This window comes from Micromonospora sp. WMMC273 (assembly GCF_027460285.1).
GTDB classification, from domain to species: Bacteria; Actinomycetota; Actinomycetes; order Mycobacteriales; family Micromonosporaceae; genus Micromonospora; species Micromonospora aurantiaca.
This window is the reverse complement of sequence record NZ_JAPZBE010000001.1, coordinates 3,994,529-4,011,295: the sequence shown is the minus strand read 5'-3', so window position 1 is coordinate 4,011,295 and position 16,767 is coordinate 3,994,529. Positions and strand designations below refer to the sequence as shown.

General features: G+C 72.8%; 16 protein-coding genes. 12 read left to right on the top strand and 4 right to left on the bottom strand.

Features of this window, described 5'->3' with window-relative positions:
- Positions 1–15 precede the first annotated feature (15 nt).
- On the bottom strand, positions 16–225 hold the full coding sequence (locus O7611_RS18415) for a hypothetical protein (RefSeq protein ID WP_120568985.1): 210 nt from the start codon (positions 223–225) through the stop codon (positions 16–18).
- Positions 226–479: 254 nt separating this feature from the next.
- Between O7611_RS18415 and O7611_RS18410 the strand changes: the two genes are divergently transcribed.
- From O7611_RS18410 to O7611_RS18380, 7 genes are all read left to right on the top strand, one after another.
- Positions 480–1,586, top strand: a complete 1,107-nt coding sequence (locus O7611_RS18410) for an AAA family ATPase (protein ID WP_269697301.1) — start codon at positions 480–482, stop codon at positions 1,584–1,586.
- Positions 1,565–2,521: a DUF58 domain-containing protein gene (locus tag O7611_RS18405; protein ID WP_194803056.1), complete on the top strand. Its 957-nt coding sequence runs from the start codon at positions 1,565–1,567 to the stop codon at positions 2,519–2,521. Before O7611_RS18410 ends, O7611_RS18405 begins: the two co-directional genes overlap by 22 nt.
- Positions 2,518–3,468 (top strand): VWA domain-containing protein, encoded by a 951-nt coding sequence (locus O7611_RS18400; RefSeq protein ID WP_194803057.1) that lies wholly within the window; start codon positions 2,518–2,520, stop codon positions 3,466–3,468. The genes O7611_RS18405 and O7611_RS18400 overlap by 4 nt, the downstream gene beginning before the upstream one ends.
- 555 nt (positions 3,469–4,023) lie before the next feature.
- Positions 4,024–4,779 carry a beta-ketoacyl-ACP reductase gene (gene fabG / locus O7611_RS18395; RefSeq protein ID WP_194803058.1) on the top strand — a complete coding sequence of 252 codons (756 nt, stop codon included), beginning with the start codon at positions 4,024–4,026 and terminating at the stop codon, positions 4,777–4,779.
- Between the two features lie 23 nt (positions 4,780–4,802).
- The gene (gene fabI / locus O7611_RS18390; protein ID WP_135241111.1) at positions 4,803–5,570 is read left to right on the top strand and encodes an enoyl-ACP reductase FabI; all 768 of its coding nucleotides are present in this window, start codon (positions 4,803–4,805) and stop codon (positions 5,568–5,570) included.
- Between the two features lie 135 nt (positions 5,571–5,705).
- The gene (locus O7611_RS18385; protein ID WP_194803059.1) at positions 5,706–6,737 is read left to right on the top strand and encodes a ferrochelatase; all 1,032 of its coding nucleotides are present in this window, start codon (positions 5,706–5,708) and stop codon (positions 6,735–6,737) included.
- Between the two features lie 33 nt (positions 6,738–6,770).
- Positions 6,771–7,550 carry an HAD-IIA family hydrolase gene (locus O7611_RS18380; RefSeq protein WP_269697300.1) on the top strand — a complete coding sequence of 260 codons (780 nt, stop codon included), beginning with the start codon at positions 6,771–6,773 and terminating at the stop codon, positions 7,548–7,550.
- A 224-nt stretch (positions 7,551–7,774) separates the two neighbouring features.
- On the opposite strand, the gene O7611_RS18370 is transcribed toward O7611_RS18380, so the two are convergent.
- A complete protein-coding gene (locus O7611_RS18370) occupies positions 7,775–8,230 on the bottom strand; it encodes a GNAT family N-acetyltransferase (protein ID WP_269697299.1) in 456 nt (151 codons plus the stop codon).
- Positions 8,231–8,368: 138 nt separating this feature from the next.
- Positions 8,369–9,163 (bottom strand): hypothetical protein, encoded by a 795-nt coding sequence (locus O7611_RS18365; protein ID WP_135241109.1) that lies wholly within the window; start codon positions 9,161–9,163, stop codon positions 8,369–8,371.
- A 161-nt stretch (positions 9,164–9,324) separates the two neighbouring features.
- Here O7611_RS18365 and O7611_RS18360 point away from each other — a divergent pair, with 161 nt between their 5' ends.
- Positions 9,325–10,137, top strand: coding sequence for a DUF3097 domain-containing protein (locus O7611_RS18360; RefSeq protein WP_194803061.1), 813 nt, complete (start codon positions 9,325–9,327; stop codon positions 10,135–10,137).
- A gap of 402 nt (positions 10,138–10,539) precedes the next feature.
- Here O7611_RS18360 and O7611_RS18355 read toward each other — a convergent pair whose 3' ends face one another.
- The gene (locus O7611_RS18355) at positions 10,540–11,850 is read right to left on the bottom strand and encodes a serine hydrolase domain-containing protein (protein WP_194803062.1); all 1,311 of its coding nucleotides are present in this window, start codon (positions 11,848–11,850) and stop codon (positions 10,540–10,542) included.
- A 98-nt stretch (positions 11,851–11,948) separates the two neighbouring features.
- Between O7611_RS18355 and O7611_RS18350 the strand changes: the two genes are divergently transcribed.
- The 4 genes from O7611_RS18350 to O7611_RS18335 all read left to right on the top strand — a co-directional run bounded on the left by O7611_RS18350 (position 11,949) and on the right by O7611_RS18335 (position 16,759).
- Positions 11,949–12,422 (top strand): NfeD family protein, encoded by a 474-nt coding sequence (locus tag O7611_RS18350; RefSeq protein WP_194803063.1) that lies wholly within the window; start codon positions 11,949–11,951, stop codon positions 12,420–12,422.
- Between the two features lie 5 nt (positions 12,423–12,427).
- Positions 12,428–13,534 carry an SPFH domain-containing protein gene (locus tag O7611_RS18345; RefSeq protein WP_013287363.1) on the top strand — a complete coding sequence of 369 codons (1,107 nt, stop codon included), beginning with the start codon at positions 12,428–12,430 and terminating at the stop codon, positions 13,532–13,534.
- A 128-nt stretch (positions 13,535–13,662) separates the two neighbouring features.
- Positions 13,663–14,466 (top strand): hypothetical protein, encoded by an 804-nt coding sequence (locus O7611_RS18340; RefSeq protein ID WP_194803064.1) that lies wholly within the window; start codon positions 13,663–13,665, stop codon positions 14,464–14,466.
- A 91-nt stretch (positions 14,467–14,557) separates the two neighbouring features.
- Entirely contained in the window at positions 14,558–16,759 is a 2,202-nt protein-coding gene (locus O7611_RS18335; RefSeq protein WP_228532927.1) for a transglycosylase domain-containing protein, read from the top strand.
- The last annotated feature ends 8 nt before the right edge of the window (positions 16,760–16,767 follow it).

Here is a 16,767-nt window from a genome sequence, read left to right as displayed (position 1 = left end):
TTCGAGCGTAGGCGATCAGGGAAGCGGGACCACCTCGCGGAGGAAGCCGCGTGCCTCGAGGAAGTCACCGAGGGAGCCGCGGTGCTCCGGGCAGGCCAGCCAGGTCTTGCGCCGGTCCGGCGCGTGCAGGCGGGGATTGTGCCAGCGGAGCTGGAAGGCGGCGGGTGCGCGACACCCTCGCGCCGAGCAGATCAGCGTCTCGTCCGGGGTGGTGGGAGTCGTCACCGGGGCGAGTCTAGAGGCCGCACGCCGGGAGTTTTAGCGCCGGGCGGCCACGGGGGGAGCCGCCCGGCGACGGGGTGAATCGTACACACTGCGGACCCCTTGTTGTCCACCCGTGTTCAGCGTTTCCCGCGCGGCGGGACGGTGTGGTGGGACGGCGCGGCGAAAATCGTGCCTCTCCCACCCTCGGCTCTCAGCGAGGCATGACAGTCTTGATACGCACCACGCCACGACGACGACCCTGCTGTGGAGGACCGGTGGCCCAGCCGACCACACCCGACGTGCCGAACCCGACCGAGGCGGCGCCGGACGCGCCGCCCCCGGCGGGCACCACCCCGGCCCAGGACGCCACGCTGCTGGAGCGGGCACTGTTCGAGACCAAGCGGGTGATCGTCGGCCAGGACCGGATGGTCGAGCGGATGTTCGTCGCGCTGCTGGCCCGGGGGCACTGCCTGCTGGAGGGTGTGCCGGGTGTGGCCAAGACGCTCGCCGTGGAGACCCTGGCCCGGGTCGTCGGCGGCTCGTTCGCCCGGGTCCAGTTCACCCCCGACCTGGTGCCTGCCGACATCATGGGCACCCGGATCTACCGGCAGTCCAGCGAGAAGTTCGACGTCGAGCTGGGCCCGGTCTTCGTCAACTTCCTGCTCGCCGACGAGATCAACCGCGCGCCCGCCAAGGTGCAGTCGGCGCTGCTGGAGGTGATGAGCGAGCGGCAGGTCTCCATCGGCGGCGAGAGCCACCGGGTACCGGACCCGTTCCTGGTCATGGCCACCCAGAACCCGATCGAGCAGGAGGGTGTCTACCCGCTGCCCGAGGCGCAGCGGGACCGGTTCCTCATGAAGATCGTCGTGGGATACCCGACGGACGCCGAGGAGCGCGAGATCGTCTACCGGATGGGCGTCGCGCCGCCCGAGCCGGCCCGGGTGTTCGACACCCCGGACCTGGTCGCCCTCCAGCGCAAGGCCGACCAGGTGTTCGTGCACAACGCGCTCGTCGACTACGCGGTCCGGCTGGTGCTCGCCACCCGGGCGCCCGCCGAGCACGGCATGCCCGACGTGGCCCAGCTCATCCAGTACGGCGCCAGCCCGCGCGCCTCGCTCGGCCTGGTCCGGGCCACCCGCGCGCTGGCGCTGCTGCGCGGCCGGGACTACGCGCTGCCGCAGGACGTGCAGGACATCGCCCCGGACATCCTGCGCCACCGGCTGGTGCTCAGCTACGACGCGCTCGCCGACGACGTACCGGCCGACCACATCGTGCACCGGGTGATGTCGACCATCCCGCTGCCCGCCGTCGCGCCCCGCCAGCAGTCCACACCGCCGCCACCGGCCGTCCCGCACAACGGATGGCCCGGGCAGCGGCCGTGACCTCGCCCACCCCGCTGAGCGCCGCCGGCGACCGCTCGGGGGCCGTGCTGGCCCGGCTCCAGATCATGGTCACCCGCAAGCTGGACGGGCTGCTCCAGGGCGACTACGCCGGGCTGCTGCCCGGACCGGGCAGCGAGGCGGGGGAGTCCCGGGAGTACCGGCCCGGCGACGACGTGCGCCGGATGGACTGGCCGGTCACCGCCCGCACCACCATGCCGCACGTCCGGCGTACGGTGGCCGACCGTGAACTGGAGACGTGGCTGGCCGTCGACATGTCGGCCAGCCTGGACTTCGGCACCGGGCGGTGGCTCAAGCGGGACGTGGCGGTCGCCGCGGTCGCCGCGCTGGCCCACCTGACCGTGCGGGGCGGCAACCGGATCGGCGCCGTCGTCGGCACCGGCGGGGCCGGCGGGCCGGGGACGATGCTGCGGCTGCCCGCCCGTTCCGGCCGCAAAGAGGCCCAGGGGCTGCTGCGGGCGGTGGCGGGCGCCGAGATCCGGCCCGGCCGCAGCGACCTCGGCGCGCTCGTCGACATGCTCAACCGGCCGCCCCGGCGGCGTGGCGTGGCGGTGGTGATCTCCGACTTCCTCGCGCCGCCGCAGCAGTGGGGCCGACCGCTGCGTAAGCTGCGGGTCCGCCACGACGTGCTGGCCGTCGAGGTGGTCGATCCGCGGGAACTGGAACTGCCCGACGTGGGGGTGCTGCCGGTGGTCGACCCGGAGAGCGGCGAACTGCACGAGGTGCAGACCGCCGACCCGGGCCTGCGCCGCCGGTACGCCGAGGCGGCCGCCGCCCAGCGCGGGGCGATCGCCGCCGAGCTGCGCGCCGCGGGCGCGGCCCACCTGCGCCTGCGTACCGACCGAGACTGGCTGCTGGACATGGTGCGTTTCGTCGCCGCGCAGCGGCACGCCCGCACCAGAGGGACGACTCGATGATCCGTTTTCTGCAACCGTGGTGGCTGCTCGCCGTGCTGCCGGTGCTCGCCCTCGCCGCCGCGTACGTCTGGCGGCAACTGCACCGCCGGCAGTACGCGCTGCGGTTCACAAACGTCGACCTGCTGCGTACCGTCGCGCCCAAGGGACTGGGCTGGCGGCGGCACGTCGCGGCGACCGCGTTCCTGCTCTGCCTGCTGGTGCTGGCGACCGGGCTGGCCCGCCCGGCGATCGACACCCGCGAGCCGCTGGAGCGGGCCACCGTGATGCTCGCCATCGACGTGTCGTTGTCGATGCAGGCCGACGACGTGTCGCCGAACCGCCTGGAGGCGGCCCAGGAGGCGGCGAAGCAGTTCGTCGGCGAGCTGCCGGAGAGCTACAACCTGGGGCTCGTCTCGTTCGCCAAGTCGGCGAACGTGCTGGTGCCGCCGACCAAGGACCGGGCCGCCGTCACCAGCGCGATCGACGGGCTGGTGCTGGCCGAGGCGACAGCCACCGGCGAGGCGGTGTTCACCTGCCTGGAGGCGATCCGCTCGGTGCCGGCCGACGGCGCCGCCGGTATCCCGCCGGCCCGGATCGTGCTGCTGTCCGACGGCTACCGCACGTCGGGCCGCTCGGTCGAGGAGGCCGCCGCGGCGGCGCAGGCGGCGAACGTGCCGGTGTCCACCATCGCGTTCGGCACCGACTCGGGGCAGGTCGACATCGGCGGGCAGCTCCAGCGGGTGCCGGTGGACCGCACCGCGCTGTCCCAGCTCGCGGAGACCACGCAGGGCTTCTTCTACGAGGCCGCGTCGGCCAGCGAGCTGAAGCAGGTCTACCAGGACATGGGCAGCTCGATCGGTTACCGGACCGAGCCGCGCGAGATCACCCAGTGGTACGCGGGGATCGCGCTGCTGCTGGCGCTGTGCGCGGGCGCGCTGAGTCTGCTCTGGACGTCCCGGCTCGTGTGAGCCGGAACCGGCCGGCGGTGGTCAGTGACCGCCGCCGGCCAGCACGAACAGGACGGCCACCCAGACGGCGGCGAGGGTGAAGCCCAGCGGGGCGACGTAACGGCTCATGGGTGTGCTCCGTGGCGACGGTCGGCCCGGTGCGGGCCGTGGGAGGGCGGGGCGTACGCGCACGAAGTCGTGACCGGGTGCTCCGCCGCGCGGCAGGCCACACCCCGGCGTGGTCGCCGGAGAGCGGATGCGGTGCGGGGGCGGGAAGCGGGTCAGCCGCGTCGACCGAGCCGTGGCTCAGCGGGGCTGACGGTGGGCCCGGCCACGACTGGGAGGATCGCTATCTCGCACAGCGATCACCTCCAGCGGTCGGCGGGGCCCGGCGCGGGCGCAGACCGGCCCGCAGACGCGATCATCGTACACCGGGGGTGCGGGTGCCGCGCGCGCGGTCGCCGGTCCCGCGGACCCCGGCGGGAGCGGTGCCGTGACCTGCGCGGGTTAGCGCTTACCTGTCGGTAACCCCTAGGCTCCGACCGACCGAGAGATCACTGGAGCAGAGGGGGATCCGTGGCCCGAACCGTGCTGGTGACCGGCGGGAACCGGGGGATCGGCCTGGCCATCGCGCAGGCGTTCGCCAAGCAGGGCGACCGGGTGGCCGTCACCTATCGCAGCGGCGGAGTCCCCGGTGCCGGAGCAGCCGAGCCGGGGTTTGGCGCAGGCGGAGCCGGCCATCAGAACGGCCTGTTCGGCGTGCGGTGCGACGTGACCGACGCCGAGTCGGTCGACGCCGCGTTCACCACGATCGAGGCCGAACTCGGCCCGGTGGAGGTGCTCGTCGCCAACGCCGGCATCACCGACGACACGCTGATCATGCGGATGTCCGAGGAGCAGTTCGCCCGCGTCCTCGACACCAACCTGACCGGTTCGTTCCGGGTCGCCAAGCGGGCCTCGACGAAGATGCTCCGCGGTCGCTGGGGGCGGATGATCTTCATCTCCTCGGTGGTCGGTCTCTCCGGCGGCGCGGGCCAGGTCAACTACGCGGCCAGCAAGGCCGGCCTGGTCGGCGTGGCCCGCTCGATCACCCGCGAGTTGGGCGCCCGCAACATCACCGCGAACGTGGTGGCGCCCGGCTTCATCGACACCGACATGACCGCCGGCCTGCCCGAGGAGCGCAAGGCGGAGATCCGCAAGTCGATCCCGGCCGGCCGGATGGCCACCCCGGACGAGGTCGCGGGCGTCGTCACCTGGCTCGCCTCGGACGCGGCCGGATACGTCACCGGCGCCGTCATCCCGGTCGACGGCGGCCTCGGCATGGGCCACTGAGCAGAGCACGGAGGAGACACGCAATGTCCGGACTTCTCGCCGGTAAGCGGCTGCTTGTCACCGGCGTCATCACCGACGCGTCGATCGCCTTCTCGGTGGCGAAGCTCGCCCAGGAGAACGGCGCCCAGGTCGTGCTCACCGGCTACGGCCGGCTCTCCCTGGTGGAGCGGATCGCCAAGCGGCTGCCCGAGCCGGCGCCCGTGATCGAGCTGGACGTCACGAACGAGGAGCACCTGGCCGGGCTCGCCGACAAGGTACGCGAGCACGTCGACGGCCTCGACGGCGTGGTGCACTCGATCGGGTTCGCCCCGCAGAGCTGCCTCGGCGGCGGCTTCCTCGACGCCCCCTGGGCGGACGTCGCCACCGCGCTCCAGGTCTCCACCTACTCGTACAAGTCCCTCGCGATGGCCGCGCTGCCGCTGATGTCCGCCGGCGGCGCCGTGGTGGGCCTCACCTTCGACGCCACCAAGGCGTGGCCGGTCTACGACTGGATGGGCGTGGCGAAGGCCGGGCTGGAGTCCGCCTCCCGCTACCTGGCGCTGCACCTGGGCAAGCAGGGCATCCGCAGCAACCTGGTCGCGGCCGGCCCGCTGCGCACCATCGCGGCCAAGTCCATCCCCGGCTTCGACCAGTTCGAGGACGCCTGGACCGAGCGGGCCCCGCTGGGCTGGAGCCTCACCGACCAGGAGCCCGCCGCGCGGGCCTGCCTGGCGCTGCTGTCCGACTGGTTCCCGGCCACCACCGGTGAGATCGTCCACGTCGACGGCGGCTACCACGCCATCGGCGCCTGAGATGTAAGGAAGGGCCCCTTCTCAACGCCTCGTGCAGCGGAAGGGGCCCTTTTTAACACGCTGCGGCCCGGGTGGTCACCACACCGACCAGGGGGCGTCGCCACGCCGTGACGGCGGGCGAGGAAGAATGGCCCCATGGCGTACGACGCGTTGGTGCTGGTCTCCTTCGGCGGCCCGGAGCGGCCCGAGGACGTTCTCCCGTTCCTGCAGAACGTGACCCGGGGGCGGGGGGTGCCGCCCGAGCGGCTGGCCGAGGTCGCCGAGCACTACCTGCACTTCGGCGGGGTGTCGCCGATCAACCAGCAGTGCCGTGACCTGCTCGCGGCGATCCGCGCGGACTTCGCCGCCAACGGCGTCGACCTGCCGGTCTACTGGGGCAACCGCAACTGGGATCCGATGCTCGCCGACACGGTGGCGCGGATGCGCGACGACGGGATCACCCGGGCCCTGGCGTTCGTCACCAGCGCGTACGGCGGCTACTCCTCCTGCCGGCAGTACCAGGAGGACATCGCCTCGGCCCGCGCCGCCGTCGGCCCGGACGCCCCGCTGATCGAGAAGCTGCGCCAGTTCTGGGACCACCCCGGCTTCATCGAGCCGCACGCCGACGCGGTCCGCGCCGCGCTGGCCCAGCTCGACCCGGCGAAGCGGGACAGCACCCGGCTGGTCTTCACCGCGCACTCCGTCCCGATGTCCGCGGCGGCCACCGCCGGCCCGCACGGCGGCCGCTACACCGCCCAGCTCGAGGAGGTCGCCCGGCTGGTGCACGCCGCGGCCGCGCCCGACCTGGAGTACGACCTGGTCTGGCAGAGCCGGTCCGGGCCGCCGCAGGTGCCGTGGCTGGAGCCGGACGTCAACGACCACCTGGCGACGCTGCCCGAGCAGGGCGTGACGAGCGTGGTGGTCAGCCCGATCGGTTTCGTCTCCGACCACCTCGAGGTGGTGTGGGACCTGGACACCGAGGCGCTGGAGACGGCCAAGCAGCTCGGCCTGGACTTCGTCCGCGCCGGCACCCCGGGGGTCGACCCCCGGTTCGTGACGATGGTCCGCGAGCTGGTGCTGGAGCGCACCGCCCCGGACGGCGAGCGGCTGCGCCGCCGACTCGGCGAACTGCCGGCCTGGGACACCTGCCCGGCGCTGTGCTGCGTACCCCCGGCCCGCCGGCCCTGAGCCCGACCCGACGACACCCCTGGGGACGACACGATGCTTGACCGCAAGCCGGTGCAGAGCTGGCTCACCGACATGGACGGCGTGCTGGTGCATGAGGGGCAGCCGGTGCCCGGTGCCCCGGAGTTCGTCAAGAAGCTGCGTGCCTCCGGCAAGCCGTTCCTGGTGCTGACGAACAACTCCATCTACACGCCCCGCGACCTCCAGGCGCGGCTGGCCCGGATGGGGCTGAACGTGCCGGAGGAGGCGATCTGGTCGTCCGCGCTGGCCACCGCCCAGTTCCTGGCCGACCAGCGGCCGGGCGGCACCGCGTACGTCATCGGTGAGGCCGGCCTGACCACGGCGCTGCACGCGGTGGGGTACGTGCTCAGCGACTTCGCCCCGGACTACGTGGTGCTGGGGGAGACGCGCACCTACAGCTTCGAGGCGATAACGAAGGCGATCCGGCTGATCAACGACGGCGCCCGGTTCATCTGCACCAACCCCGACGCCACCGGCCCGTCGATGGAGGGCGCGCTGCCGGCGGCCGGCTCGGTGGCTGCGATGATCTCGAAGGCGACAGGTGTCGACCCGTACTTCGTCGGCAAGCCCAACCCGATGATGATGCGCTCGGCGCTGAACACCATCGACGCGCACTCCGAGTCGACCGCGATGATCGGCGACCGGATGGACACCGACATCCTGTGCGGCCTGGAGGCCGGGCTGGAGACGATCCTGGTGCTCACCGGCATCAGCAGCCGGACCGAGGCCGAGCGGTACCCGTACCGTCCGTCGCGGATCGTCGACTCGGTGGCCGACCTGATCGACGAGGTCTGAGCCGCGGCGTCCGTCCGGTTCCGGTGCCGCGAGGGCCAGGCGGTGGGCGGCCACCGAAGTTCGACAAGACCGACTACCGCGAGCGGCATGCGGTCGAATGCGGCGTCAACCGGCTCAAGCGCCATCGTGCGGTCGCCACGAGATACGACAAGCGTGCCGTACGCTACGAGGCGGCCGTGCCGGTCGCAGTCCTCAACGAACGGCTGTGACCAGGGGCACTACCCTCAGGTTGCCGCCGCATAACACCGGACGGCGACCTTCTGCTCCGGGCTCCACCGCTGTTCGACTGTGGCCAGCAGCTGCCAGCCGAGCCTCTCGTACAGAGCCGCCGCCGCAGTGTCAGAAGCCACCACGTCGAGCACGGGATGCAAACCGCGATGCTGTGCTTCTTCGACAGCCTGCGCCATCAGCAGCGCACCGATCCCGTGGCCGCGGGCCGACGGAGCGACGAACAACCGGTTGACCACGGCAGTCGCGTCGATACTCACACCTGCACGAGCGCCCCACAGCCCAGGTGCCGCGTCTCCCGCGTCGCTTCGGGACAAGCCGATATGACCGACCATGCGGCCACCCAGTTCCGCCACCCAGGAGGCGATGAGCGATGGCGGCGTGAGCCATGCGGCCGGGAAATCGGGCCAGCTCACCGGATAACCGTCGCGCTCATGAACCTCTGCCAGCACCCGCACACAGTCACTGAGGTCGCGATCAGACCGCTGTCGGACAGTCGGGGGTACGTCCGCGCCGAACACGTTCTCGCTCCTCACTGCGGCATGGGAACACAGCCCGCGGCCCGTGGCCAGCGACTTTCACACCAGACCCTAGAGTCGCAGCGGCGCGTTGCAGGCGGCCACCAGGGCCTGCCGGCACGCGGTGGTGAGCGGCCGCAGGGCCGCGTCCCGCTGCTGCGCCTCGTAGGTGTTCACCGCGCCGCCGGGCGCGCTCTCCCCGGCCAGCGCGAGCACCCGATCCAGTACGGCGGCGCGGGCGAACAGGCGGCGGGCGCGCGGGTCGAAGCCGGGCGGCAGGTCGGTGGCGCCGTCCGGCCGGCGCAGCGCGGCGAGCGCCCCGGCGAGTTCGGGCCGCCACTGTGCGACGTCCAGCCGGGTCAGCGTGGCGGTGGTCTCGGCCAGCACGGCGGCGAGTTCCGCCTCGGCCTCCGCCGCGCCGGGCGTGGTGAGGGACGCCTTCGGCGCGTCCGCCGGTAGCGGATGCACCCGCCAGAGCACCGTCTCCCAGGTCATCCCCGAGCCGGACGTGTGCGTACGGACCTCGGGCACCAGCCCCATCCCGCTCGCCACCACCGCCTCGCCCGCCACCAGCGCCGCCCCGGCGAACGCACCCGGACCGGGCAGGCCGCGCGGGTCACCGGGCGCGGGCAGCACCAGGCGGATGTCGTCTGGTGAATGCTTGGCGAGGCTGGGCAGCGCCTCCCGCAGCGACACGTCGGTCCAGGTGCCGGGGGCGTCGGCGACGAGGTGCTCCTCGTCGCCGGCGACGGCGTCGGCCACCTCGTCGAAGGGCACCAGGCCGGCTCGCCAGGCACGCACCCAGGCGACGAACCGGCTCGACCGGCGCGGAGCCAGTGTGGCCGCGCCCGTTGCGGGGGAGGACATGCGGAAAGGGTACGTGCTCCGCGCCGCTGCTGTCTCGGCTGCCGCTCCGGCGGCGCGACCTGGCCCCAACTACCCCCTTCGCACCGTTTCGTGCCGACGGATGACGGCCCGGTCGGCGCGTCGGCGAGCGACACGCCGGGGCGCTGGTTAGCGTCAGCGGCATGGCGGGGCGATACGACGGGGACGTGCTGGCCGGTGACTGGCGACGACGGAAGGTCACCCCCGAGGTCGACGCCGAACCCGACCTGGTGGTCGAGGACGCCGACTCCGGGTTCTGCGGCGCGGTGGTCGGCTTCGACTCCGGCGCGGTCGTGCTGGAGGACCGGCACGGACGGCGGCGCAACTTCCCGCTGCTGCCCGCCGCGTTCCTGCTCGACGGCAGGCCGGTCACGCTGCGACGCCCGGCCCGCGCACCGGTGCCCGCCGCGCGCCGCCGTACCGCGTCCGGGTCGATCGCTGTGGACGGCGTACGGGCGCAGGTCGCCAAGGCCAGCCGGATCTGGGTCGAGGGCGTGCACGACGCCGCGCTGGTCGAGCGGATCTGGGGCGACGACCTGCGCATCGAGGGCGTGGTGGTGGAACCGCTGGACGGCATCGACGCGCTCGCCGACGAGGTACGCGCGTTCGCGCCCGGCCCGGGTCGCCGGCTCGGTGTGCTCGTCGACCACCTCGTACCCGGCTCGAAGGAGAGCCGCATCGTGGCCCGGGTGAACTCGCCGCACGTGCTGGTGACCGGGCACCCGTACGTCGACGTGTGGCAGGCGGTACGCCCGGCGGCGCTCGGCATCGCGGCGTGGCCCGTGGTTCCTCCCGGGCGGCCCTGGAAGGAGGGCGTCTGCGCGGCGCTCGGGGTGGGTGAGCCGGCGGACATGTGGCGGCACATCCTGTCCCGGGTGGACAGCTTCGCCGACGTGGAGACGCCGCTGATCAACGCGATGGAGCGCCTGATCGACTTCGTCACCGAGCCTGTCTGACTGGTCGCTGCCCGGTCGTGGTCGTTGTCAGGGCCGTGGTTGCGGTTGGGGTCCGGGGGCGACCGTGCCCGGCTCCGGGCGGTCAGGCTTGATCCCTGCGCCGGTCACGGTCGCCCCCGGCCCCGCCGTGCGCCGGCTCCGCCCGCCCCCGGATCTCCTGTCCCCGCCCCTTCCGGGTTCTGTTCCGGCGCCCTCGTGCCCCTCGCCTGGTTGATCAAGGAGTTGTGGGCGTGCTGGAGATCAACGCCGACGCAAACTCCTTGATCACCGGGGTGAAGGGCGGCCACGTGCGTCGATCATGGAGTTGTGGTCCCCGCGGATCGGGCATAGCGGGGCGAAATAGGGGCCACAAGTGCAAGATCGGCGGGGCGGCGGGGGCGGCGGGGGCGGGGGCGAGGGATGTCAGGGGAGGTCGTCGGGGGTTCGGGTTAGGACGAAGGTGGCTATGTCGAGGGCTGTCGGGGTGCCGGAAGCGTCGCGGATCACCGTGAGGATCTCGCCGTCCTGGGAGCCGGAGCGGCCCCGCCACCGGTCCGGGCCCTCCGGCGTGAAGCGGAGCAGCGGCCGGCCCACCTGACCGCCGACCAGGTCACCGGCGGCGTCGACGCGGAACTCGTACTCGCCGCCCATCCACCACCAGCGGCCGGTCAGCGCGGCCACGTCGGCGGCGGGCGGGCCGGCCGGGCGCCACGGGGCGGGCGCGGCCGGTTCTGCGTCCAGCACCAGCGTGAGCGCCTCGCGGCCGAGCGCGCCGATGTGGTGGCCGCGCAGCCCGTACGCGTTGGCGAAGTTGACCACGGCGGTGCGTGTCGGCCGGTGCACGGCCAGGCCGGCCACGTACCCGGGCATGGAGCCGCCGTGTCCGACGTACACCCGGTCGCCGACCCGGTAGAGCTCGATGCCGAGGCCGTGCCCGCCGGTCCACGCGTCCAGGTCGTTGATGACGACGGGGGCGCACATCTCGGTGAGCGTGGCGGGGGAGAGCACCGCCGGGTCCGGGTCGGCCAGGAACGCCGCCCAGCGGCCCAGGTCCTCGACCGTCGACCAGAGCTGCCCGGCCGGCGCCATCGCCCCGGTGTCGGTGCGCGGCTCCTCCCGCAGCGTCTCGTGCCAGGGGTGGACGACGTAGCCGTGGGCGTACGGCTCGGCCGGGTGGTACGTGGTGCGGCGCATGCCCAGCGGCGTCAGCAGCCGCTCGGTCAGCAGCTCCGCCCACGGCGTGCCGGTGATCCGTTCCAGCACGGCGCCGAGCAGCCCGTACGCCAGGTTCGAGTAGTGGTAGACGAAGTGCGGCGGATAGGCGATCTTGCCCGGTGTCAGCCCGGCCAGCAGCGTGTCCAGGTCCATGCCCTCGGCGCGTTCCCACCAGTCGCCGTCCGGCTCGCGTTGCAGGCCGCCGACGTGGCCGAGCAGTTGGCGCACGGTCACCGCGCCGACCGGGGTGCCGGGCAGGTGGGCGTCGAGCGGGTCGTCGAGTGCCAGCCGCCCGGCGTCGCGCTGCTGCATCACCAGCACCGCGGTCATGGTCTTGGTGATCGAGCCGACCCGGTACTGGAGGTCGCCGTCCGGGCGGGGCGTCTCACCGGCGACCGCCAGGTGCGCCAGGCGGCCGTCGCGGACCACGCCGAGGGCGAGCGAGGGACCCCGCCCCTCGGCCTGGGCCCGGGCGACCAGCAGGTCCACCTGACGCGCGGTCTCGGGCAGCAGGGGCATGTCGTCCTCCTCGTCGGCCGGCGGCGCGGTACGCCGTGCCGAGCCTAGCGATCATGACAGTTCGATGACACGTGCGTTGACGTGTCAGGATTGTTCTCGTGGACGCCGTGTTCTGGATCGTTCTGGGTGTGGTATTAGCGGTCGCCGAGATCTTCACGACGACGCTCTTCCTGATCATGTTCGGGGTCGGGGCGTTCGCCGCCGCCGGCGCCGCGGCGCTCGGTGCGCCGGTGGCGCTCCAGGCGGTGGTCTTCGCGGTGGTGTCGGCGCTGTCGGTGGCGGTGGTCCGTCCGGTGGTCCGGCGGCATGCCCGGCCGGCGCTGGAGACCGGGGAGCAGCCGTTCGGGGTCGAGGCGCTGGAAGGGGCCACCGCTGTGGTCCTGGAGCCGGTCGACGCCGACCGGGGCATGGTCAAGATCGATGGTGAGCTGTGGACGGCCCGCTCGTACGACGCGACGCGCACGTACGCCGAGGGTGAGCGGGTGCAGGTGATAAAGGTCCGGGGCGCTACCGCCCTGGTATGGCAGGACGACATTTCCACCCCGGGCGAGCTGCCCGAAGCGAAAAGGTGAACGGTATGGAGTTTCTGGCGATCCTGATGATCGCGGTGGCGTTGATCGGTGTGGTGACGCTGTTCAAGGCGGTGCGGATCGTGCCGCAGCAGCGTCAGGACGTGGTGGAGCGACTCGGCCGGTACAAGCGCACGCTGAACCCGGGCCTGAACCTGCTGGTGCCGTTCGTCGACGCGGTGCGTACCAAGGTCGACATGCGCGAGCAGGTGGTCAGCTTCCCGCCCCAGCCGGTGATCACCTCCGACAACCTGGTCGTCTCGATCGACACGGTCCTCTACTTCAAGGTGGTCGACTCGGTTCGCGCCACCTACGAGATCTCCAACTTCCTCCAGGCCATCGAGCAGCTCACCGTCACCACGCTGCGTAACGTGATCGGCTCGCTCGACCTGGAGCGCGCGCTGACCAGCCGCGAGGAGATCAACCGGCACCTGTCCGGCGTGCTGGACGAGACCACCGGCCGCTGGGGCATCAAGGTGACCCGGGTCGAGATCAAGGCGATCGAGCCGCCGCCGAGCATCCGCGACTCGATGGAGAAGCAGATGCGTGCCGAGCGGGACCGCCGTGCCGCGATCCTCAACGCCGAGGGGCACAAGCAGTCGCAGATCCTCACCGCCGAGGGTGAGAAGCAGGCCGCGGTGCTGCGCGCCGACGGTGACCGCCAGGCCCGGATCCTCCAGGCGGAGGGCCAGGCCAAGGCGATCCGTACCGTCTTCGACGCGATCCACACCGCCAACCCGAGCCAGAAGGTGCTTGCGTACCAGTACCTCCAGGCGCTGCCGCAGATCGCCAACGGCACCGCCAACAAGGTCTGGATCGTCCCGACCGAGCTGACCAAGGCCCTGGAGGGCATGGGCGGCGCGCTGGGCGGGCTGGCGAACATGGCCGGCGACGTGCCGTCGCCGGAGGCCGCCAAGAGCGCCGGCGAGGTCGAGCGGGAGGCCGCCGAGGCCGCCCAGGCCGCGGCCGTCGCGGCCCAGGAGATCCACGACGAGGTACGCGTGGCGGAGGCGCAGGCCACCGGCGGCAACAATCCGAAGGGTCTGCCCGCGCCGGAGCCGGTGTCCCCGGCCAGCCTGGTGAACGACCCGGCGGACCAGCGCGAGCGGGGCTGACCGGCAAATCCGAGAATCCCTCATGCGGCGCTCCGGCGACTGCCACCATCGGTTCCAGGACGGGTGGTGAGCAGGGCCGGAGCGCCGTTGCGTGCCCCGGGCCACCCGCGGCGCGAACGAGGTGAGGCATGAAGGACCCGGCGAACCGGCTGTTCTCCCGTACCCCGGTCCCCGGCGCGCACGACCCCGCCGGACCGATCGGTTCCCGGCGTACCGGAGGGGGTTTCGGGGTCCTGCCGTTCGTCTCCGAACCCGGCCCGGGAGCGCCGGCCACCGACGCGACCTGGGCCTGGTCGATCCGCCGGTTCGCCCGCGCGGCGGTCTGGCTGCTCCCGGCGTACGCGGTTCTCTACGGCCTGGTGGCGATGGCCAGCGACGGCGGCGTGGGCAACGACCCGTACCCGGCCGACGGCCGGCCGCTCTACCTGGTCGGCTGGGTCGCCTCGGTGTGGCTGGGGCTGCTCGCCCTGCTGGCGCTCACCGGCCTGCTCGCCGCCACCCGCTGCCGCCGCGTCGCACTGGCCGGGCTGCTGGCGAGCATCGGCGGGATGGTGCTGATGCTGCCCTTCGCCGGGCTGGCCGAGCAGACGCCGGTGTTCGGCGTGACCGCGCGTGGCATCGTGCTGTTCGGCGCCACCCTCTACAGCGCGGGCTGGTTCCTCACCGGCTGGTCGGTCGCCCGGTCCGGGATGTTCTCCTACGGCGACGGGACGATGCTGATGATCGCCGCCCCGCTGCTCGGGCTGGGTGGCGCGCTGATCGGCTCGCTGCAGACGTTCGGCGCGATCTTCGTGCTGGTCGCCGGCATCGGCATCGGCTACCGCAGCGGCCGCCTGGTGCCCGAGACCATCGCCCGGGACGCCGCCGCGGCGAGCGTCGCCGCCGCACCCGTGCCGCCCGCGTCACCGAAGGGCCCACTCGGGGCGGGCTGACCGTTTCTTCAGCTGGGCGGTCGCCGTGAAGTAACTGACAGTTGCCTGGCGAGGTGGCCGGTAGGCGGCTTTCGTGGCAATCCTTGCGTCCATGCCGTCTCCCAGGTCGCCGCTGTCGCGGCTGTTCACCGTGCTGCTGGCCGGCCTGCTCGCCGGGCTCGTCCTCGCGCTCGCCGCGCTTCCCGGCGGCCTGCTCGGCGGGTTCGCCGCCCGGGCCGCGCTCGGCGCGTACGCGGAGCTGCCCGACGCGCTGCGCACCCCGGTGCAGCCGCAGCGCTCCTACCTCTACGCAAACGACGGCAAGACGCTGATCACCACGTTCTACGACGTGAACCGCACCGACGTGCCGCTGGCCGAGATCGCCCCGGTGATGCGGCAGGCGATCATCGCGGCCGAGGACCGGCGGTTCTACTCGCACGGCGGCGCTGACCTGCGCGGCATCGCCCGTGCGCTGGTGGCTAACGTCAAGGGCGGCGGCACCGAGCAGGGCGGCTCCACGCTGACCATGCAGTACGTCCGCAACGTGCTCAAGACCGACCCGAACCGCACCCCGGAGGAGCGGCAGGCCGCCACCGAGCAGACCGTCGGGCGCAAGCTCCAGGAGATCCGGTACGCGAACGCGCTGGAGCAGTCGCTGTCCAAGGACGAGATCCTCAACCGCTACCTCAACATCGCGTACTTCGGTTCCGGCGCGTACGGCGTCGCCGCCGCGAGCCAGCGCTACTTCGGCAAGGCCCCGGCCGACCTGACGCTGGGCGAGGCGGCGCTGCTCGCCGGCCTGGTCCAGTCGCCCGACGCGTACAGCCCGATCGACGGCGACAAGGACCAGGCGCTGACCCGGCGCGGGTACGTGCTCGACGCGATGGCCGAGACCGGCGCGATCACCGCGCAGCAGGCCGCCGCGGCCAAGGCCGAGGCGCTGACGCTGCGCCCGACCGCCCAGCCCAACGGCTGCACCGCCACCGCCCAGGGCCACGACGACTGGGGCTTCTTCTGCGACTACCTGCGCCGCTGGTGGATCACCCAGCCGGCGTTCGGCAGCACCCCCGAGGAGCGGGAGCAGGCGCTGCGCCGCGGCGGCTACCGGGTCGTCACCACGCTCGACCCGAAGATCCAGGAGACCGCGCAGGAGCAGGCCACCAAGGTCTACGGGTACGGCAACAAGCGGGCGCTGCCGATCGCGGCGGTCGAGCCGGGCACCGGCCGGGTGCTCGCGATGGCGGTGAACCGGCACTACAGCCTCGACGCCAACCCGGACGGGCAGGCCAACCACCCGAACACGGTCAACCCGCTGATCTCCGGCGGCGCCAGCGTCGACGGCTACCAGGCCGGCTCGACGTTCAAGATGTTCACCATGCTGGCCGCGCTGGAGGCGGGCAAGCCGCTGTCCACCGGCTTCGACGCCCCGAGCCGGCTGCCCACCCGGTACGCCTCGGACGACGAGGGCAATTGCGACGGCACGTGGTGCCCGGCCAACGCCAACCCGCAGTGGATGGACGGCTACCGGATGATATGGGACGGCTTCGGCCGGTCCGTCAACACGTACTTCGTCTGGCTGGCCGAACAGGTCGGCGAGGACAAGGTGGTGGAGATGGCCCAGCGCCTCGGCATCACCTTCCGCGCCGACTCCGACGCCGCGTTCGCCCGCGACAACGCCGCCAACTGGGGCGCGTTCACGCTCGGCGTGGCCGCCACGACCCCGCTGGACCTGGCGAACGCGTACGCCACGGTGGCGGCCGAGGGCACGTACTGCACGCCGCTGCCGGTGGTCTCGGTGACCGCGCCCGACGGCGACGCCGTCGACGTGGCGCAGCCGTCCTGCAAGCGGGTGCTCGAACCGGACGTGGCCCGCGCCGCCACCGACGCGGCCCGCTGCCCGGTCGGTCAGCAGTCCGCGTTCGAGCAGTGCAACGGCGGCACCGCCACCGCCGTCGACCGGATCGTCGGCCGCCCGGTGGCCGGCAAGACCGGCAGCTCGGAGCGCAACGCCACCGAGACGTTCGTCGGCTACACCCCGCAGGTCGCGGTCGCCGGCATCGCCGCCAACCCGGACGACGTCACCGACCTGGTCGGCTCCGCCGTGCAGGCGAAGGTGATCGACGCGGTGGCGCGGACCATCAAGACGGCGCTCACCGGCAAGCCGGTGGCCGACTTCACCGCGCCGAGCCGGGCGCTGGTCGGCGACCCGCAGCGCCCGCAGCCGCCCCGGCGGACCGAGCCGGACCGCCGCGAGCAGCGCCAGGAGAGTGAGCTGCCCTCGGACGTGCTGCGCTGGTTGCGTGAGCGGGGGTAACGGCCTCT